This is a genomic window from Paenibacillus woosongensis (assembly GCF_030122845.1).
GTDB lineage: Bacteria > Bacillota > Bacilli > Paenibacillales > Paenibacillaceae > Fontibacillus > Fontibacillus woosongensis_A.
In genome coordinates, this window is record NZ_CP126084.1 from 2,462,878 (window position 1) to 2,483,111 (window position 20,234).

At 51.0% G+C, this 20,234-nt stretch carries 18 protein-coding genes; 14 read left to right on the forward strand and 4 right to left on the reverse strand.

Annotation, left to right across the window (positions count from 1 at the left end; genetic code table 11):
- Nucleotides 1-10: 10 nt before the first annotated feature.
- Nucleotides 11-871: a DUF421 domain-containing protein gene (locus QNH46_RS11245; protein ID WP_283928150.1), complete on the reverse strand. Its 861-nt coding sequence runs from the start codon at nucleotides 869-871 to the stop codon at nucleotides 11-13.
- Between the two features lie 174 nt (nucleotides 872-1,045).
- On the opposite strand from QNH46_RS11245, the gene QNH46_RS11250 reads away from it, so the two are divergent.
- From QNH46_RS11250 to QNH46_RS11300, 11 genes are all read left to right on the forward strand, one after another.
- Nucleotides 1,046-1,252, forward strand: coding sequence for a DUF1657 domain-containing protein (locus tag QNH46_RS11250; RefSeq protein WP_283928151.1), 207 nt, complete (start codon nucleotides 1,046-1,048; stop codon nucleotides 1,250-1,252).
- Nucleotides 1,253-1,476: 224 nt separating this feature from the next.
- Nucleotides 1,477-3,027, forward strand: coding sequence for a tRNA (N6-isopentenyl adenosine(37)-C2)-methylthiotransferase MiaB (gene miaB / locus QNH46_RS11255; RefSeq protein WP_283928152.1), 1,551 nt, complete (start codon nucleotides 1,477-1,479; stop codon nucleotides 3,025-3,027).
- A gap of 71 nt (nucleotides 3,028-3,098) precedes the next feature.
- Nucleotides 3,099-3,554, forward strand: coding sequence for a YlbF/YmcA family competence regulator (locus QNH46_RS11260; protein ID WP_213588554.1), 456 nt, complete (start codon nucleotides 3,099-3,101; stop codon nucleotides 3,552-3,554).
- Nucleotides 3,555-3,729: 175 nt separating this feature from the next.
- A complete protein-coding gene (locus QNH46_RS11265) occupies nucleotides 3,730-4,152 on the forward strand; it encodes a PaaI family thioesterase (protein ID WP_155611047.1) in 423 nt (140 codons plus the stop codon).
- A gap of 82 nt (nucleotides 4,153-4,234) precedes the next feature.
- Nucleotides 4,235-5,020 (forward strand): NUDIX domain-containing protein, encoded by a 786-nt coding sequence (locus tag QNH46_RS11270; protein WP_155611048.1) that lies wholly within the window; start codon nucleotides 4,235-4,237, stop codon nucleotides 5,018-5,020.
- Between the two features lie 111 nt (nucleotides 5,021-5,131).
- Nucleotides 5,132-5,674 carry a cysteine hydrolase family protein gene (locus QNH46_RS11275; RefSeq protein WP_283928153.1) on the forward strand — a complete coding sequence of 181 codons (543 nt, stop codon included), beginning with the start codon at nucleotides 5,132-5,134 and terminating at the stop codon, nucleotides 5,672-5,674.
- A 57-nt stretch (nucleotides 5,675-5,731) separates the two neighbouring features.
- The gene (locus QNH46_RS11280; protein ID WP_283928154.1) at nucleotides 5,732-7,186 is read left to right on the forward strand and encodes a nicotinate phosphoribosyltransferase; all 1,455 of its coding nucleotides are present in this window, start codon (nucleotides 5,732-5,734) and stop codon (nucleotides 7,184-7,186) included.
- Nucleotides 7,187-7,507: 321 nt separating this feature from the next.
- Nucleotides 7,508-8,515: a 2-oxoacid:acceptor oxidoreductase family protein gene (locus tag QNH46_RS11285; RefSeq protein ID WP_283928155.1), complete on the forward strand. Its 1,008-nt coding sequence runs from the start codon at nucleotides 7,508-7,510 to the stop codon at nucleotides 8,513-8,515.
- A 68-nt stretch (nucleotides 8,516-8,583) separates the two neighbouring features.
- Complete coding sequence (locus tag QNH46_RS11290; protein ID WP_283928156.1) at nucleotides 8,584-10,887, forward strand: thiamine pyrophosphate-dependent enzyme; 2,304 nt, start codon at nucleotides 8,584-8,586, stop codon at nucleotides 10,885-10,887.
- A gap of 73 nt (nucleotides 10,888-10,960) precedes the next feature.
- A complete protein-coding gene (locus QNH46_RS11295) occupies nucleotides 10,961-11,968 on the forward strand; it encodes an acrylyl-CoA reductase family protein (protein WP_283928157.1) in 1,008 nt (335 codons plus the stop codon).
- 187 nt (nucleotides 11,969-12,155) lie between these two features.
- Nucleotides 12,156-12,689 carry a hypothetical protein gene (locus QNH46_RS11300; RefSeq protein WP_283928158.1) on the forward strand — a complete coding sequence of 178 codons (534 nt, stop codon included), beginning with the start codon at nucleotides 12,156-12,158 and terminating at the stop codon, nucleotides 12,687-12,689.
- A gap of 5 nt (nucleotides 12,690-12,694) precedes the next feature.
- Here the strand turns inward: QNH46_RS11300 and QNH46_RS11305 are convergent, their stop codons facing one another.
- A complete protein-coding gene (locus QNH46_RS11305; protein WP_283928159.1) occupies nucleotides 12,695-13,207 on the reverse strand; it encodes a MogA/MoaB family molybdenum cofactor biosynthesis protein in 513 nt (170 codons plus the stop codon).
- Between the two features lie 160 nt (nucleotides 13,208-13,367).
- Between QNH46_RS11305 and QNH46_RS11310 the strand changes: the two genes are divergently transcribed.
- The 3 genes from QNH46_RS11310 to QNH46_RS11320 all read left to right on the forward strand — a co-directional run bounded on the left by QNH46_RS11310 (nucleotide 13,368) and on the right by QNH46_RS11320 (nucleotide 15,874).
- On the forward strand, nucleotides 13,368-14,417 hold the full coding sequence (locus tag QNH46_RS11310) for a CobW family GTP-binding protein (protein ID WP_283928160.1): 1,050 nt from the start codon (nucleotides 13,368-13,370) through the stop codon (nucleotides 14,415-14,417).
- Nucleotides 14,418-14,529: 112 nt separating this feature from the next.
- A complete protein-coding gene (locus QNH46_RS11315; RefSeq protein WP_283928161.1) occupies nucleotides 14,530-14,865 on the forward strand; it encodes a four-helix bundle copper-binding protein in 336 nt (111 codons plus the stop codon).
- A gap of 106 nt (nucleotides 14,866-14,971) precedes the next feature.
- Nucleotides 14,972-15,874 carry an S-layer homology domain-containing protein gene (locus QNH46_RS11320; RefSeq protein WP_283928162.1) on the forward strand — a complete coding sequence of 301 codons (903 nt, stop codon included), beginning with the start codon at nucleotides 14,972-14,974 and terminating at the stop codon, nucleotides 15,872-15,874.
- A gap of 392 nt (nucleotides 15,875-16,266) precedes the next feature.
- Here the strand turns inward: QNH46_RS11320 and QNH46_RS11325 are convergent, their stop codons facing one another.
- Nucleotides 16,267-18,351 carry an ABC transporter ATP-binding protein gene (locus QNH46_RS11325; protein WP_283928163.1) on the reverse strand — a complete coding sequence of 695 codons (2,085 nt, stop codon included), beginning with the start codon at nucleotides 18,349-18,351 and terminating at the stop codon, nucleotides 16,267-16,269.
- A gap of 5 nt (nucleotides 18,352-18,356) precedes the next feature.
- Nucleotides 18,357-20,111 carry an ABC transporter ATP-binding protein gene (locus QNH46_RS11330; protein ID WP_283928164.1) on the reverse strand — a complete coding sequence of 585 codons (1,755 nt, stop codon included), beginning with the start codon at nucleotides 20,109-20,111 and terminating at the stop codon, nucleotides 18,357-18,359.
- Between the last annotated feature and the right edge of the window lie 123 nt (nucleotides 20,112-20,234).

A 20,234-nucleotide genomic window follows, 5' to 3' on the forward strand; every position in this document is an offset into this window, starting at 1 on the left:
ACATTGCCTCCTATCTAGCCAAGAGCGGCTTGACGTCCTTAATGATTTGCTGCAATTGCTCGGAGCAGTTTGTGTATAGCTGTTTCGGTTCCGCTTGTTCCGTCGATAAAGCATACATCTCCAGATCGGCTTCGCATTTTTTAAGCTGTGCGAGCAAGGCCGCCTTTTCTTGAGGCTCTGGAACGGTGATTTTATCGTCATACAAGTCCACATACAGCTGTCCGAAGCCATCGACCTGCCCGATATACACGTTCTCAACGGTTACGCCTAGCTTCTCAAGTTCAGTTTCCAGCCATCCCCGATTCAGCCCAAGCGTAGAGAGCGGCTCGTCCATAATATTTCCGTCGAGTATGACGGCTTGCGGTTCGGGCTCGGGAGAAACCTTGATCCCTAAATGGGAAGGGGTAATCGGCTGATATTCTTTTTTCAGCAGGACGTTGATCTCTCCGCTCGGCTCGATGACCGCAAATTCGACTTCGGCCGCCTTGAAAATATTTTTTTTGCGCAGCTGTTCCAGCAGCTCCTCGTTCGTGAGTTTTTCCTTTTTCAAATTGTCCTCAAGGATTTTGCCGTCTTTAATCAGAACGGTCGAGCTGTTGTCAATGATGTTTCTGGCCTTTTTGCTTTTGATTTGTAGAAATTCAATTCCTAATGAGACGAGAACCCAGACGACTAATGCGGTAATGCCGATATACCAATCCTCCTGATGGTTCACCGAAATATAAGCAGCTAAATCCCCAATCGTGATCCCTGTAATGTACTCAAATAAGGAAAGCTGTGAGATTTGCCTTTTTCCAAGCAATTTGGTCAAAAGAAAGAGTACTGCGATAGAAACCAGCGTTCTTACGACAACCTCTAACCATATTTGCATACTGAACACTGACACTCCTTTCATTGCGGCTAAAACACGGTAACCCAATTATGCGCAGAAGCTGTTTTTTTACTAACACAAAATTTGGAAGCTCAGATTCCAGTATGTTTTGTGCAAAATGGGCCAAATTATGATGGCGCAAAGCACAGTTACAAGATTAAGGTGGTGAATCAGATGACAGTAGCATCACAAGTGAAAACGACGCTGGCGTCGTTAAAAAGCGCTCAAGCGAACCTGGAGTCATTCGCTCTGGGCACGCAAAACCAGGATGCAAAAAACTTGTTTACTGCGGCGGCTCAACAAACGCAGCAAATCGTTGACCAAGTGGAAACAAGAGTTACGCAGCTGGAAAATGAAGAACCGCAGTACAAAGGATTCTAGGACCTACCTCCACCGCAGAAAATTAAGAAGCAATAGCCGAGCCCGTTCTATTGGAACGGGCTTTTTCGCGTGCTGAAGAAGCTTGTAGAATAATCGCCAATGACCTTATCGCGTCTGGATATCAATTTAGAAGCATGTTATAATTTGGTGTAATGCATTTTTCGATCACTTAAGATGACGTTATAGTTTTAGCGATAGATTGACTAAAGGAGTGGGCCGACACCATGGCTAAGGAAACGAAGGATTACTCCAAGTATTTTGATTTCTCGGACGCCAAAGTCATTTCCGAGGACGAGAGCGGCAAGAAAATCAGAATCCGCGGACGGGATATTCAAATTCTTTCGGAACCCAATCACCGCAAAGAGAAGCAGCGCGGGAAAGAGGATATTCAAGTGTTGTACAACACTGCCGTGCCTGAGGAGCTGAAAGGCATCGGTAACGGCAAGAAATATATTATTTATACGTACGGCTGCCAGATGAACGAGCATGATACCGAGACGATGAAGGGTCTGCTTGAGGAAATGGGCTATACCCCTACGGAAGAGCGTAAGGATGCGAACATTATTCTGCTGAACACCTGTGCAATCCGAGAGAATGCCGAAGATAAAGTATTCGGCGAGCTTGGGCACCTGAAGGGGCTTAAGACGGAAAATCCGGATCTTCTGCTTGGCGTATGCGGCTGCATGTCGCAGGAAGAAGGCGTTGTGAACCGGATTATGCAGAAGCATGGCTTCGTCGACATGATTTTTGGCACACATAATATTCACCGGCTGCCTCATTTGATCCGTGAAGCGTTGTTCAGCAAAGAAATGGTCGTCGAAGTATGGTCCAAAGAAGGGGACATCATCGAGAACCTGCCGAAGAAACGTGAAGGGATGCGAGCCTGGGTCAACATCATGTACGGCTGTGATAAATTTTGCACCTATTGTATCGTTCCATTTACGCGGGGCAAGGAGCGAAGCCGCCGTCCTGAGGATGTCATCGCCGAGGTGCGCGATTTGGCGCGTCAAGGCTTCAAGGAAATTACCTTGCTTGGACAGAATGTAAATGCCTATGGCAAGGATTTTACCGACATCGATTATACGTTTGCCAATTTGATGGACGACATCCGCCAAATTGATATTCCGCGCGTTCGCTTTACGACATCGCATCCCCGCGATTTTGATGACGATTTGATTGAAGTGCTGGCAAAGGGCGGCAATCTGGTTGAGCATATCCATCTGCCAGTTCAATCGGGCAATACCGAAGTGTTGAAGCGCATGAGCCGCAAATATTCGCGGGAGCATTATTTGGAGCTTGTTCGCAAAATCAAAAAAGCCATACCAGACGTGGTGCTGACAACTGATATAATCGTTGGATTCCCTGGGGAAACCGATGAGCAGTTCGAAGACACGTTGTCCTTGGTTCGCGAGGTAGGATATGACTTCGCGTTTACGTTCATTTATTCCCCGCGCGAAGGCACGCCGGCTGCAGTCATGGAAGACAACGTTCCAATGGAAGTGAAGAAAGAGCGTCTGCAGCGGCTTAACGACGTCGTTAACGAGCATTGCCGCATTAGCAACGACCTGATGAAAGGCAAAATCGTCGAGGTGCTTGTCGAAGGGGAGAGCAAGAACAATGCCGAGGTGCTGTCCGGCCGGACACGCAGCAACAAGCTGGTCCATTTTGAGGGCGGCAAGGATTTGATCGGCAAGTTCGTACAAGTGGAAATTACCGATCCAATGACATGGTATATTAAAGGGAATATCGTGTCAGAAGCGGTTACCTCCGCTTAATGAATAGGATGAAATACAGATTGGATTGTGTATGAAATACATGGCTTGAATTTAGTTGGGAGGAAAGAGCATTGGGACAAGAGCATAACCACACGACCGATTGTGGAATTCCGAAATTCGATTCCCGCGATCTCGTCATTCGCGAAGATATTATGGCAAAAGCAAAAGAGCTCGCAGAGCTGATCGGGACAAGCGAGGAGGTTCAGCATTTCCAGAAGGCTGAGCAGCTGATCCGGAAGCATGAAAGAGTGCAAACGTTAATCAGTGCCATCAAGAAGAAGCAGAAGGAAATCGTTGCCTTCCAAAGCTTCCAGAATCAAGCGATGGTTGACAAAATTGAGCGGGAGATCGATGAGCTTCAGGACGAGCTGGATGAAATACCACTCGTGACCGAATTCCAGCAAAGCCAGAGCGATATTAATTATTTGCTGCAGCTCGTCATTTCGGTAATCCGGGATACGGTATCCGAGAAGGTCAATGTTGAATCCGGAAGCGAACCTGCTCCGGCTTCAGGATACGGCGAGTAAGTCATCATGAAACTGTGCGGAGGCTTACCCTTCGCACTTTTTTTGACGATACACCATCCGTATTTTATTAATATCATGAAATATCTGCGTAATGATTGTTTGAATAAAGGCATCTTAGGAATAATACATCAAGAAAGGGTTGACCGCGTCAATCCATACAGAAGGAGGAACGATAATGGATTGGACGGATATCATGTCCCGCAGTGAGAAGTCGTTTTGGGGACTGCTTGGCCTCCGGCTGTTATCGGCAGACAGTCAGCGTGTGGAGATCGGCCTTACCGCTACCGAGTCGCATCTAAATTCCATGGGCATCGTCCATGGGGGCGTCCTGTCCGCGATGATGGATCAGGCGATGGGGACGCTTGTAACGGCTACCAAGGAAGGCCGGGAAGGCGTAACGACGCATTTGAACGTAAACTTTCTGAGTCCGATGCAAATGGGCGAATTGATCGTGACGGCTTATCCGCTGCATGAGACGTTCCGTACGATGACTTTGCGTGCTGAAGTCCGCAACAGTGAGGGCTTATTGGGAAGCATCGCAACAGCGACGTTCCGGCTGCCGAAGGATAAAGGGAACTCCGGCAAGGATCAAGGCTGATTCATAGTAATGCAAATTCAACGGAATGTTGCCCGGTGATTCGCTAGGTAACGTTATCATATGAGTAATGTGGTGATTCATGATGAGTATGGAACAAGAACAGGATCAGGGACAGCATCGCTACGATGCCAAGAAATACCGAACACCGGATGGAATTCCTGCGGACATAGTCATGTTTACACTAGCCAAGCAGGAGCGCAAGGCCGCTACGAAGTCGCTTCCTAGGTTCGATTTGAAGGTGATGCTGATTCGCCGCAGAAGCTGGCCGTTTGCCGGGGCCTGGGCGCTGCCGGGGGGATTTTCACAAGAGGATGAGTCTTTGTATGAGACCGCGCGCAGAGAGTTGAAGGAGGAGACAGGGGTAGACGGTCACCATCTGGAGTATCTCGGGGTGTACAGCAAGCCCGGACGCGACCCGCGCGGCTGGATTATCTCTCACGCTTTCTTCGCGCTAGTCGAGGAGTGGGTGCTGGAGAAGCGCCAATCCGCGGACGATGCCCAGGAAGTCGGATTGTTTACGGTGAAAGAGGCGCTGGAGGATTTACAGCTCGCGTTCGATCATCGTGAAATTTTAGAGGACGCTTATAAGAGAATTCAGCAGCAGATGCTGCATACGACAATCGCGAAGCAGTTTTTGCCGCCTCATTTTACGCTTGGCGAGCTTTATCAAGTTATTCAGACGGTTGTACCGGATTTCGCGGAGCTGAATTTCATTCGCAAAATCACGTCCACCCGCAGCAGACAGGGGATTTTGGAGGAAGTGCGCGATGAGAACGGGAATCCGATGCTGTCCAATCAATATTCGCAGCGTCCGGCGCAGTTATATCGTTTTACCGATTATACGCCAAGATTATCCATTTATACTTAACGGATTGCGATATCTTGATTCTTTGTTCATGTAGTTAACTATTTGTCAGCTGCCGTTTCATGTTCATTCCATGTTCATAATTTATTAAGGTGAAGGGCTGGGTGAAGCTGGATGAAAGCACTGCTTGTTGTTGATTATACGAAGGATTTCGTCGATGGAAAACTGCCTGTAGGAGAGCCGGCGATTTTGCTCGAATCGGCGATTTGCCAAATTACGGAGCAATATGTGCAGCAGGGCGATTTTGTCGTCATGGCGGTGGATTTGCACGAAGAGGGGGATACGCTCCATCCGGAATCCAAGCTATTCCCGCCGCATAACATCCGAGGTACGGAAGGACGGGAACTGTACGGTAAGTTAGCGGACGTGTACAAGCGGCACCAGGATCGGATTTACTGGATGGACAAAACGCGATACAGCGCTTTTTGCGGCACCGATCTCGAGCAGAAATTGCGGGAACGGGGAATTAACGAAGTGGCGATCGTCGGTGTTTGCACGGATATTTGCGTATTGCATACCGCTGTAGATGCATATAATAAAGGTTATGGCATTACGATTTACGAGGATGGTGTAGCCAGCTTCAATCCGGAAGGCCATACATGGGCACTCGGGCATTTTCGTGCTACTTTGGGTGCAAATGTGACAAGCAGCCGATAAACTTAAGTAATAGCTGCGCATGAGTGCAGTTGCGACACCAGAGAGGATGAAAGACAGATGCAAAGCTCAAGTTTGGCGCTACATACGGATAAATATCAGATTAATATGATTTATGCCCACTGGGTAAACGGTACGCATGAACGCAAAGCGGTGTTCGAGGCGTATTTTCGCAAGCTGCCCTTCGGCAACGGATATGCCGTGTTTGCAGGTTTAGAGCGAATTGTGCAGTACATATCCCACCTGCAGTTTTCAGATAGCGATATCGAGTTTCTGGGCAGACAGGAAGAGAATTACGACCCTGCTTTTCTGGAGCTGCTCCGTAATTTCCGATTTAAGGGCAATCTTTACGCTGTTCCTGAAGGAGCTTTGGTATTTCCGAGCGAGCCGCTGATTCGCGTAGAGGGAACAATTATGGAGGCCCAGCTGATCGAAACCGCACTGCTTAATTTCATGAACTTTCAGACCTTGATTGCCACCAAAGCATCACGGGTGAAGCGGGTGGCCGAAAATGATGTGCTGCTCGAATTCGGTTCACGGCGTGCACAGGAGGCCGATGCTGCCATTTGGGGAGCGAGAGCTGCCTATTTATCGGGCTTTGACGCGACCTCGAATTTGCTTGCCGGAGAGATCTTTGGCATTCCGACCAAAGGAACGCATGCACACTCCTGGGTGCAGAGCTTCGACTCGGAGCTGGAGGCATTTGAACGATTTGCTGAGGCGCTTCCTGATCAGGTCTCGCTGCTCGTGGATACATTTGACACGTTAAGCAGCGGCGTGCCGAACGCGATCAAGACCGCAAAGCTGCTGGAGAGCAAGGGCAAACGGTTAAGCAGCATTCGCCTGGATAGCGGAGATCTCGCTTACCTGTCGATAAAAGCCCGTAAAATGCTTGATGAAGCTGGTCTTCCATACGTTCAGATCGTTGCATCAAATGACCTGGACGAGAATACGATCTTTAACCTCAAGGCACAAGGGGCGAAAATCGATATATGGGGTGTTGGCACCCAGCTGATTACGGCTGCGGACCAGCCAGCTTTGGGCGGAGTGTATAAGCTTGTTGAACGTGAACGGAACGGTACAATGGAGCCGACGATCAAAATATCCGCCAATCCGGAAAAAGTAACGACCCCGGGGAGAAAGGATATTTTGCGCATTGTCGATGGGGAGAGCGGCAAGGCAATCGCCGATTACATCTGCTTCCCACATGAGCAGCAGGCCAGATCCGGAGGTAAGCTTCGTTTGTTTGATCCGGTTCATCCCTATTTGAAAAAATCCGTTAAAAATTACAAGGCCATTTCGATGCAGCAGCAAATTTTCGTAGACGGGGAGCTTGTCTATGAACTGCCTACCCTTGATGCGATCAGAGCCTATCATAAGGAGCAGCTGCAAATGTTCTGGCCAGAATATTTGCGGAAGCTCAATCCGGAGAAGTATCGCGTTAATCTGAGCCAGGAGGCTTGGGAGCTTAAGCAGAAGCTGATCGAGGAATATATGGGCCAGCATGAAGATTGAAGCAATCCAAAATAGTTCAAGGCTGTTTTCTAGGCACATGCTTAGGAAGCAGCCTTTTTCATTGGTTATTATTTCTCGGGAAAGCGCAAAAACCGCTATTTTTAGCGTCGTTGCTTGCTTCATTCGACACCTGCCTCAAAATTGTCCATATGACATTTGTTACATCCATCACACTCCATATATGGTAAATTGAAAAATTAATCGAGGTATTTTTGACTCGAAGCATTTGCGATGCTGTTGAAGGGGCATTTTGTATAGTTTGATTCTGTAATGATTCCGTGTAGATGAACTCGCATACGCGAAAGAAGGGAGTCCGGACGTATGATGCAATTACCAAAATTGAATGAGTTAGGTTTTTTCGAAATTCGGCTGGAATCGATAGGGGGCCTTGGCGCGAACCTAGCCGGCAAAATGCTGGCTGAAGCTGGGGTCGAGGGAGCCGGGCTGAATGGTGTCAGCTTCTCTTCGTACGGATCGGAGAAGAAAGGGTCGCCGGTTAAAGCACATATCCGTTTCTGTAATTTAGACACGCCGATCCGGGATACATCGCCCGTAGAGCGGCCGCATATCGTAGGCATTTTTCAGGAAGCGCTTGCGAAGACCGTCAATGTGATCAGCGGCATTTATGAGGACAGCACCGTTCTCGTGAACTCCCGCAAAACTCCGGCAGAGCTGAAGGAACAGCTGAAGCTGCTCGGAGGAACGATTGCCGTCGTTGATGCTACGGGCATCGCCTTGGAGGAGAAGAATCGGGTTAATATGGCCATGCTCGGCGCGATGTTTCGGTTATGTCCATTTTTGGATCCGCAAACGATGAAGGAGGTCATTCGAAAATCCCTAGAGAGCAAATATCCTCAAATGGTTGCTCCTGCCATAGCAACCTTTGAACGTGGATATCAGGAGGTGACGATTGAGACCTTCGCGCTGCCGCAGGGAATGAGCATGCCTGCCTTTACCCGGGCGGATACACCGGTCTTGGGGTACGAAACCCAGCCGATTGGCGGGCTAGTAATCAATCCGGGCAACAGCATTTTGAAGGATCTAAGCATTTCGCGTTCGGGAATGATGCCGCATTTCAAGCTCGATGCCTGCATTCACTGCGCCCAGTGCGATAACGTCTGTCCGGATAACTGCTTTGTCTGGGAGGAGCAGCCGGACAAGAAGGGGCGTTTGCAGATGTTCCTGCAAGGCATCGATTATCAATACTGCAAAGGCTGCCTGAAATGCGTGCACGCCTGTCCGACGGATGCGTTATCCGGTGAGCGGGAGGAAGACGGTGTCGCGGCGGCCAATCGCGTCCCGCACAGATTTGATTTTGCGATGCAGTAAAGAGGGAAATGTCGGCTCAAAAAAGCTATCGTTGAAGTCCAATAAATAACAAGAAAGGCGGAAACGTCATGGCGATGGATATTGCAAAAGAGAAAGGCACAGCCAAGGTGGAACAGCGGGTCGTTTATGAATCAGGTAATGAAATGGCGGCATACGCTGCCCATCAAATCAATTATCATATCATGGGATATTTTCCGATATCTCCATCCACGGAGATTGCCCAATTTCTCGATTTGATGAAGGCGAACGGACAGCATGACATCAAGCTGATACCTTCTGACGGGGAACATAGCTCTGCGGGGATTTGCTACGGGGCATCCACGGCGGGAGGCCGGGTCTTCAACGCCACGAGCGCGAACGGGTATATGTACATGCTGGAGCAGATGCCGGTTCAGTCTGGAACCCGATTCCCGATGGTCATGAATCTAGTGTGCCGGTCAGTGTCCGGACCGCTGGACATTCACGGCGACCATTCCGACTTGTATTTTGCGCTGAATACGGGGTGGCCGATCTTAATGTGCCGTGATCCCCAGGCCGTGTACGACATGAATATTATGGCGATCAAGCTGGCGGAAGATCCGGCGGTGAGGCTGCCCGTGCTCGTCGCTTCGGATGGGTACTTTACCTCGCACCAGAAACGCCGTGTGTATACATTCGCGAACCGCGAGGACGTACAGAAGTTTATCGGCGAACAACCCGCCGGTTTCCCGCATACACTGGACCGCAACAACCCGATTACCGTCGGCCCATACATGAATGAGCCTGATTATATCAACAACTGCTATCAGCAGTCCCAGGCAATGTACCGTGCTGAGGACGTGTTTGAACGCATTGCGGGAGAGTACGAGCTGCTGACGGGCAGAAAATACGAAATGCTTGATCTGTATCGGATGGAGGACGCCGAAGTAGCGGTATTTCTCATGAATTCGGCTTCGGAAATTATCAAAGACGTAGTTGACAGCTTGCGGAGCCAAGGCATCAAGGCGGGTTCGATTGCACCCAACATGATTCGACCGTTCCCGCAGCGGCAAATCGCTGAGGCGCTCAAAAACGTAAAGGCGGTTACGGTAGGCGACCGTGCTGATTCTTATGGAGCGCATGGCGGAAATATGACGAATGAAATCAAAGCGGCGCTATATACGTATGGCAATACGACAACCCAGGTGGTCAGCCGCGTATATGGTTTGGGCGGGAAGGAATTTTACGCTGAGGACGGCCATCATTTGTTCTCCTTGGCGATCGAGGCGGCGAAGAAGCAAAAGGTCGACATCCCGTTCGATTATTACGGACATACGCCGGGAGATCCTGACAAGGCGCCTAAACGGGTGCTGAACCCGCTTCGCTTCGAGGATTTGAAGACCGGCCTGATTCAGGTAACCAAAAATGAGGAGACCGGGAAGCTGGGCGTTCGCATACCGCCGCTGCGTGCTTTGACGAAGAAGCCGAAGCGCATTGCGCCAGGGCATGGGGCGTGTCCGGGCTGTGGCATTTTCTCCGGACTGGAGCTGTTTTTTAAAGGGATCGAAGGCGACATCGTCGCGCTGTTCCATACCGGCTGTGCCATGGTCGTTACAACCGGGTATCCGTACTCCTCACATAAGGCAACCTATATCCATAACCTGTTCCAAAACGGGGCCGCAACCTTATCTGGGGTAGTTGAGATGTTCTGGGAGCGCAAGCGCCGGGGAGAGCTAGATCATCTCGGGCTTCAGGATGATTTCACCTTTGTCATGGTAACCGGCGACGGCGGAATGGATATCGGCATGGGACCGGCCATTGGCGCTGCGCTTCGCAATCATCGGATGATAATTATCGAATACGACAATGAAGGGTATATGAACACAGGGGCTCAGCTATCTTATTCAACGCCGCTAGGTCATCGGACTTCAACTTCGAATATTGGCTCGGTGCAAAAAGGGAAAGTGTTCCATCACAAAGATACGGCGCAGATTATGGCGGCGACGAACATCCCTTACGTATTCACCGGAAGCGAAGCCTATCCGCAGGATTTGGTCAAGAAAGCGGCCAAAGCTCAGTGGTATGCTCAGAACGAAGGGCTTGTATATGGTAAAATATTGATAGCATGCCCGCTAAACTGGATCAGCCCTGATGATGAGGGCACGAACATCGTGGACGCCGCGGTGAATTCCTGCTTTTTCCCGCTCTATGAAGTGGAGCATGGCAGTACGACGGTCACCTACAATCCGGAGGAGAAGGGCAAACGCGTTCCACTGGTGGATTGGCTCAAGACGATGGGCAAGACCCGCCATCTCACGAAGCCGGAGAACAGTGGAGCATTAGCAGAGTTCGAGCGCGAAGTGAACCGGAGATGGCAAGTTTTATTGGCGAAGCATGAGCATCCGTATTTGTAGTCTCAAAGACCAAGAATGAAGTATGATAGATGAAGCAAGAGTTATGAACCAGCGTAACGAAAGGAGGCATCCCGTGGGAAAGAAAACTTCATTTCGCGCGTATCGCGTAAATCAGAATGAAGACGGCTTCTCCGCAGGCGTCGAAACGGTTCAGATTTCCGATTTGCAAGAGAGCGACGTTGAGCTTGAAGTGCACTACTCCAGCGTCAATTACAAGGATGGCCTGGCCAGCAGCCCAAAGGGCAAGGTGGTCAGCAGCTATCCGCGAATTCTAGGCATCGATTTGGCCGGCAAGGTGATTTCTTCGTCCAGCCCGGATTTTCAGCCGGGAGATGAGGTGTTGAGCACAGGCTACGGCCTAGGAGTATCTCATGACGGAGGATATGCCGAAATTGCCCGCGTTCCGGCGGATTGGCTCGTCAAGCTGCCCGAGGGGCTAACCCTCAGGGAAAGCATGGCGCTGGGAACCGCAGGTTTTACCGCTGCCTTATCTGTGGATCGATTGCTCCATAACGGGCTTCAGCCAAGCAGCGGCCCTGTTCTTGTTCGCGGGGCAACAGGCGGCGTTGGCAGTATTGCCGTGAACATTCTGGGTAAGCTCGGCTTTGAAGTTGTTGCGGCGACCGGAAAGCCTGAGACGGAAGCCTCCTTGCTTAACTGGGGTGCGTCGTCCGTTATTTCACGGGAGGCGGCTGCCGCGGAGGTTAAGGGCGCGCTAGGCAAGACCCGCTGGGCGGCTGTCGTCGACCCCGTTGGAGGCGAGGGCCTAGGCGAGATTATGAAAACTGTCAAATATGGCGGTTCGGTGGCGCTGTCTGGTTTGACGGGCGGCGGAACCTATGAAGCCTCGGTTTTTCCTTATATTTTGCGGGGCGTTAACTTGCTTGGCATCGATTCCGTGTACTGCGCGCAGGCGAAACGGCTGGAGTTATGGCAGAAGCTGGCGAGTGAATGGAAGCCAGAGCAACTGCTTCGGGAAGGTGTGACAACCTATAACCTGAACCAGGTGGAGGAAGCATTAGCGACCGTACTGAGCGGCAGGGCGATAGGCCGTCAAATCATAACTTTGAAATCCGTCTAGCAATCGTGATTAAATGGATTCTCCGCATTGGAGAGCCAGGGACGCAAGGGCAGCTGCTCAATTGAAGAGCAGCTGCCCTTTTTTAATACAGCTGATTCAATGTGAAGGCTCGTATGAAACCGTCTAGGATGAGACAACCTAATCGTAATTCTAAAGCTGTTAAAGCGCATGGAAAGAAGGGGTTACGATGAAAAGGCGGAAGGCCGGCCTATATGTCGTTATGCTCATTCTGGGGACGGCGGTTGTAATGGCAGGATGCCGGAGCGGCTCGAACCGCATTGCCAAAGAAGAGCTCGACCGCGTGCAGATGAGAACGTACCAGAAGGGAAACCAGAGACAAGCCACGCAGGGAAAAACGTTAAACAAAGCGCTGCTTCATCATTTAATCAGCGAGAGCGCCAAACACGGAATTAGGTTGACCAGAGAAACCTATGCTGAAACGCTGGACGGTACGATCACCTACAATTACTTAATTGATAGTGATCCTCGCCATTTCGTGATCGTTTATGTTTATCCGTCCGAGGAGAAGCGGATCCGTGAATTGGCTGAAATCTATGGCACCGGAGAAATCCGTGCAAAAGCGGCCAATCAGCCCGCAGTCATTGCCACACGCGGCAAAACCGCATTCGTATATGCATCAAATGGGACGCCTGATCACAAATATACCGAAAATATGCGAGCCGTGTTCGACGAGTTGCTGAACCGGATAGCTAATCCTTAATGGGGTTACATTTTATTGATTTCGCGCATGACATGTCCAAGCTCGGGTATGATGATTCGCTCCATGGCAAGCTTGACAGCAGCCTGAGAGCCGGGCATGGAGAAGACGGCCATATTGCTGATCGTGCCGGCAATCGCGCGGCTTAGTATAGCTGCCGAGCCGATATCCTCCGTAAAGCTTAAGTAACGGAAAATTTCACCGAACCCGGGCATTTCTTTATTCAGCAGGCTGCGTACCGCTTCATATGTGGTATCCCGGGGCGATATTCCCGTGCCTCCGCTAAGCAGGACCGCTTCGATGCTGCGGTCGGAAGCCGCTTCACGCAGGAGCTGGCGAATCTGGTCGTATTCGTCTTTGATAATCACGTACTTCACGACCTTGCAGCCGCCGGCTTCCAATAGCTGCCGTATCAATTTCCCGCTGGTGTCATTTTCGGGAGTCCGGGTATCGGACACGGTCACAATCATGCAGGAAACTTGCCGGGGCGCTTCCTGACGGTGTTGTTCTACGGATTTCATGTTATCGTTTCCTTTCGGGTCTGAAATGGTTGAAGGTTGATTCAATAACCTATTTTAACATATTTACCCGGAACTATTCGGCGAATCACAGGTTGCATCCCAAGATGGCTTGGTGTAAACTCGCTCTCATGGAATGTGAAATGCATATGGGGGTAAGGAGATGTCACAAGCGAAATTGAATCAAGCCACGCCGGTTTACATATTGTCCGGGTTTCTCGGGAGCGGGAAAACGACGCTGCTGCAGCGGATGCTGTCATACTGGAAAGAGCAAGGCTTAAAACCGGCGATTATCATGAACGAAATTGGCGATATTAATTTGGACGGTTTGATTGTCGGAGATGAGGTGCCGATGGCGGAAATGCTTGGGGGATGCATCTGCTGTACGGTTCGGGGAGACCTCAGCGTGCAAATGTTCGAGCTCATTCGGGATGAGCGGCCGGATGTCATCGTGATCGAGGCTACAGGGGCAGCCAATCCGCTCGAAATATTGGACGCCGTAACCGAAGTTTCCTTAACAGCCAAAATCGATATCAAGCCGATGATTACGGTCGTGGATTCGGTTCATTTCCTGGAGCTGCATGCGGCGCAGAAAGGAAAGACCTACCGGCTGATGATGGAGCAGATTCGCTGCGGTTCCGTTCTGATCGTCAACAAAATCGACAGATTGCAGAGTGGGCAAGTGCAGGAAATCGAGGATTTGCTCCGGCGGTTGAATCCATATGCGGAGCTTCTGCCCGCCGTTAAATGCGGCGTGAATATCGAACACCTTATGACATTGTATGATGATCTGCAAGGAATTCATGATTATAAAGAACATGCGTCATCCTGCAGTCACGGCGTCGGTTGTCAGTGCGGAGAGCATGCTGACAGCAGCACTCATGGACATAGGGAAGCTCATGGGCATGGGCATCTGCATCATACTCATGAACACGTCACCGTGTACAGCCATTATTTTCAAGGGCCTGTTAACAGCGAGCAATTCGAGAGCTTCATCGCCGAGCTTCCCCGGGAGGTCTACCGGGCCAAAGGCGTGTTGAGCTTCTCCGACACGTCCAGCCGTTTTTTGTTCCAATATGCTTACCGTGAACCGGATTATTTGAAAATAACGCCTCAAGGCAATGTGCCGGATGTCGTCGTGTTCATTGGCGAGCATTTCGATAAAAACAAGCTGGCAGACCGGCTTCGCGAGCTGGAGGCCTTATCTCTCTGAGTCCAGCCACTATTTAGCAGATCGTCCTACTTCGTTTCATTTCACCGTCTTCCTGGTTAGTGTAATAAAGAGTTTGTTCGCGGATACTACATCTTCAGGAGGGAATAGGACTATGATTCAGGAAAAATACAGGGAATGCATCCAAGCTTGCCTAGCGTGCATGAATGCATGCAATTACTGCTATGTCTCCAGCTTGAAGGAATACGATTTGGCGATGCTGCGGGAATGTATACGGCTTGACCGGGAATGCGCGGAGATCTGTTCTTTTGTTGCAGAAGCGCTATCGCGCAGCACGCCTTTTGCCAAAGAGCTTTGTGAACTGTGCGCGAAAGCCTGCGACGCTTGCGCAGAGGAATGCGGGAAGCATGAACATCATCACTGCAAGCAATGCGAGCAGTCTTGCCGAAGATGTGCGGAAATTTGCCGCGGTATGATTACGGCAGCCTAAAGCTGGGGGATAAGGCGGGAATCCGTTTAGTTTATCGGTGTATTTTCCTGTAACGTTGAAACCTTCCGGTCCCCCTTTGCGTCAGAGAGGGCAGAGGTGATGAATAATGATGAATCCAAAATTGAAGCTGACAGCTGCGCTCCTGTTGTCCAGCTCGCTGCTACTGGCTTCCTCGGCAGCTGCCTTCCAGGACGTCGAGGGAAGGGACGCGGCAATTACGAAGTCTCTGCATGAAAGGGGCATTATCCATGGCATGACCAAGGAGAAATTCGCGCCGAAAAGCCAGCTTACCGGGGCGCAGGGTGTGCGAATGATCGTGCAGGCACTGGATTTGAAGGGCAAAAGCAAAGCCAGCCCTGGCGTAAAAGGCGGTGCGGCGTTCTGGTATTCCGAGTCGCTGCAGATTGCCAAAGACAACGGCATCCAATTGCCTGCGGATTTCAAGCCGAACGAGAAGCTGAGCCGCGAAGCTTTTGCCAATATGCTGATGCAGGGCGTAGCTGCGACCGGCGATTATCCGGTAATTATGATGTATGTGAACATCGCCGATTCGGATCAGGTAAATCCGGATTACATGAGCAACATCCAAACGCTGCTGCTGACGAAAATTGCGTCGCTGGATGACGACGGAAAGTTCCACCCCAAAACGCCGATTACCCGAATTGAAGCCGCCCGCCTTGTATACCAAGCCGCGGAGTTTGTTCGGCAGCATAAGGACAACGTTATTCCGGGCAAAGACGACGACCAGCAGTTGAACCAGGTTTCTTACCAAACCGTGAAGGTGAATGACCAGGTGAATAAAGTCGTCCTAACCCGGGCGAATCAGCCTCATCCGGGCTATGGCATTGCCGTAGCCAAAATTGAGTTCAAGGCTAGGACCGCGGTTGTATATTACGAGCTGTTGTCGCCGGACCCTGGCAAGTTCTACCCGCAGGTCATTACGGATTCCAAGACGGAAACGTATGTATCCAGCCAATATGAAGTGGTTATTAAACCGCTGAAAAAATAAAAAAGGGGCAGCCCTAAGCCATTTTCGATGGCTCGGGGCTGCCCTTATTTTTAGATGATTGATTCGGAGATAGTGAAACGTGTATAGATGTAACATGGATGTAACATGAATCAAAACCTAACGGACCTGAGGAAGCCTCGATGTTCGTATCACGGTGGCGCTAACGAACCTTGGTAGCCCTATTGGCCTCATAACCACGCCAAGGTAACGCATTTGAGCCAAATAGCGGCATATAGATTCGTTACAACTGGTACTATGCCGAAAATGAGGGATTAGCGTGCTCAAGATTCGTTAGGCGAAGCCGCCTTCTATTGATGCAGATCCCAGTGAGTTTACCGGCAGGTTAGGGCAGGTAGATCAGGTCAGTTTTACTCAGCTTAAGCCAGATTAGATTAGCTCGGGTTAACCGCTGCCCGTGTAGCCACCGCACCTGCGTGCTGTGGAAGCGGCTCTGATGCCGCTTCTTCCGCTGCGCCCAGCTGCAGGCGATACATTTGATAGTATCTTCCGCCTAGGGCGAGCAGCTCTTCATGGGTACCCCGTTCCACGATTTCGCCTCGATGCAGCACGAGAATTTGGTCGGCGCTGCGGATCGTCGAGAGGCGGTGGGCGATGATGAATGTCGTACGGCCGCGCTTAAGCACTTCTAACGCGGACTGGATCAGCGCCTCCGTCTCGGTATCGATATTGGCCGTCGCTTCATCCAGAATCAGGATCGCCGGATCGAAGGCCAGTGCTCTGGCAAAGGAAATCAGCTGCCGCTCTCCGGCGGATAGTGTGCTTCCTTTCTCCACTACGGGCTCATCGATGCCTTTAGGCAGATGCTGCAGAATACGCGTTGCGCCTACATCGGCCAAAGCCTTTTCAACGCTAGCCCGGCTGATCCGCTCGTCACCGAGGCTTACATTCGAGGCGATCGTACCCGTAAATAAGTACGGGTCCTGCAGGACGATGCCCATATGCTGGCGAATCCATTGCTTCGGCAGTTCGGTGACATTCTGGCCGTCAATCGTAATCGTTCCCTTCTGAGGATCATAGAAGCGGAATAGCAAATTGATGATCGAGCTTTTGCCTGAGCCGGTATGCCCTACCAAGGCGACGGTCTGCCCTTGCTTTGCCTCAAAGTTAATATTTTTGAGCACGTAATCCTTCTTGTAGGCGAAGGAGACGTTTTTGAACTCGACATTCCCCTTGTAGCGCGGCATTCCGCCGTCAGTGACAGGCTCGCCGGGCTCATCCATCAGCTTGAATACACGACCGGCGGACACCATGGATGAGTCCAGTGCCGCAAGCTGATTGACCATGCCGGTAATCGGCTGAAATAACCGGCCGAGCACATCCACGAAGGCGTACAGTACACCAAGGGAAATAATTCCTGCTCCGGTCAATTGAGCCGAACCGAAATGCCATAGGACGATCGCAAATGACAAGCTGCGGATGACGTTGACGAGATTATGCGAGGTCAAGGCATTCAGGTTGAGCATCTTGTTTTGGTGCTTCATGTAATCGTTGTTCAGGTTTTCGAATTCTTCCTTGGTTTGCTCTTCGCGCCGGAATATCCGGATGATCGACATGCCTTGAATCGATTCGTTGATCATCGCGTTGATCTCGCTCAGCCGGGAACGGATGATGGTGTTGTATTTCGTAGCAAATTTTCGGTAGAGCACAACCCAAATCCAAATGACCGGCACGACGAAAAGGCAAATGAGTCCCAGCCTGACATCGAGCAGGAACAGGGCTACGTACACCCCCAGCATGTTTATCACGCCCGAGAAGAAATTGGAGAGAACGGCGATAAACAAATCTTTGACCGCCTCGGTATCATTCGTTACCCGGGAAACGACCTTGCCAGCCGGCAGGTTGTCAAAGTAGTTGACCGGCAGGCGCTGAATATGGCTATATACATCAACGCGCAGCTTCTGAATGACCTTGTTCGCGGAAGATTGCAGCCAGTAGGTTTTGCCGAACTCCATGACGATGCCGACCGCCAGAAAGGCGAAATACCAGCCGACCAATGTCAGAATACCGGGAACTTCCGGTTGATAGAACGCGAATAATTCCGTTTTTGTCAGCTTGACTGCCGGATACTCGGATTTGCTCCCGTTATAATCAATGGTCAGCATGCCATCCTGAAAACGGCGGTCCCCGCTTGGATTTGTCACAGGCTCGTCAATGAAGACGAAGATCTTGCCCGTCTGCAGAATGCGAACCTCCTGGCCTTTGGCTTCATCAGCCGCAAAGCGGTCTCCGCGCTTGAAGTAACGTCCATCATAAGAAACAGTTTCTTTGCCGGGCCCGGATGTCTCGTAAAAAGGCCGCTCGATCGCCAGCATGTGATCATCGATCATGGAGCGGGCGATGAAGGGGCCGGCCAGATCGGCGGCAACGCCGATCGCCAGCATAACCAGGGCTAGGATAAATGTATTTTTTGCCGTCAAGGCGTATTTAAACAATGCTTTACCTGTATGTGTATGCATGAGGATTAGGACACCTCCCCGTCAAGGTTGGATTCAACCTGTTGACGCTCATATTGTTCGCGGTACCAGCCATTCGCCTGAAGCAGCTCCTGGTGTGTACCTTGCTCGATAATGCGTCCCTTCTCCAGCACGACGATCCAGTCGGCATGCTCCACCGCGGATAGCCGGTGCGTGGAGATGAGCGTGGTTTTGCCGGAACGCTTGCTTCGGATATTGTCGACGATTCGGGCTTCCGTACGGGCGTCAACGGCCGAAAGCGCATCATCGAGAATTAGGATTTCCGGATTGGCGATAAAGGCTCTTGCCAGCGATACCCGCTGCTTCTGTCCTCCGGAGAGGGCCACGCCTTTCTCGCCAACCAGCGTATCCAGCCCGTCGGACAAAGTTCCCAGATCCTGATCGAACGCAGCGGTACGAATCGCCTCCATAATCTCGTCATCCGAAGCGTCCTTGAGGCCAAATTGAATGTTCTGCCTGACGCTCTTGGAGAACAGAATCTGTTCCTGCGGCACGTAACCGACCCAGCCATGCAGTTGAGACAGCGTGATATTTTGAAGCGGAATGCCGGAAATCGTCAGCTCGCCGGTTCCTAGCGGATATTCGTGCAGCAGCTGCTTCAGCAGCGTAGATTTGCCGCTGCCGGTACGCCCGACGACGCCAAGCGTCTCGCCGCGGCGAATCTTCAGATGAATGCTGTCGAGGTTAACCTGTGCCGACGTCGGGTATTGAAAAGTGACATTATTAAATTCAATGGTATCGGGATAATCGACATGGACCGGATCGGCCGCGTCCTCGACGTCGGGCTTGACGTTCAGCGTCTCGTTCACCCGGTCGAGGGAAGCGCCGCCGCGCTGCATGATATTGATCAATTCACCGATGGCGAACATTGGCCAGATCATCATACCGAGATACATATTAAATGACACGAGGTCGCCTAAGGTCAGCTCGTTATGAAACACGAGGTATATGCCGTAGGTCAGACCGATGGCGTAACTGAGCCCGACGCAGAGCCGTATCGTCGGCTCGAAATAGGCATCGACCCGTGCAACAGCCAGATTTTTGCGGTACACGTCGTCAGTAACGTCCTGGAACCGCTTCTCATCAAGCCGCTCCTGTACATAGGCGCGTATGACGCGCACTCCGGCGACCGATTCCAGCACCTGGTCGTTCATATCGCCAAACGCATCCTGAGCCAGCGTATAGCGCTGGTGGATGATGCGGCCGTAAATCATCATGGCCAGGGCGATGAATGGGAGCGGAATGATTGCGGCGAGCGTTAGCTTCCAACTGATCAGCGTGCCCATGGCGATGAAGATGACTGACAAGTAAGCCGTTGAGTCGGTAAGTGTCAGCATGCCGAAGCCGGCTGTCTGGGCAACGGATCTCAAATCGTTCGTTGCTCTTGCCATAAGGTCCCCGGTACGGCTCCGTTCAAAGAACGGCGGCGTCATCCTTAGCAAATGGTTCATAAACCGCGTGCGCAGCAGCCTTTCAATCAGATTGGAACCGCCGAACAGCTTATGCATCCATATGTAGGTCATGTAGTAAATGATGATGAGTACGCCGGCAATGAGCAGGATATATTGGGTGAGCGACTCCCAGCTAATGGAACCAATGACGATATCGTCGATCGCTGCACCTAGCAGCCGAGGCGGAAGCAGCTCAATAATCCCGGTGATAATCAGCAGGATTAAGCCGATCGTGTATCGCCTTTTTTCTCGCTGGAAGAACCAGCCTAGCTTGTGAAGAACGGAAAACATGAAGGTTTCCTCCTATCCCTTTAACAATGCAAGATTTAATTCAATTCTTGAGCAGCCACTGCAGGTGACTCTATTTGAAACCGCAAAAAAGGCATATCGTCCGTAAACGATATGCCTCAAAGA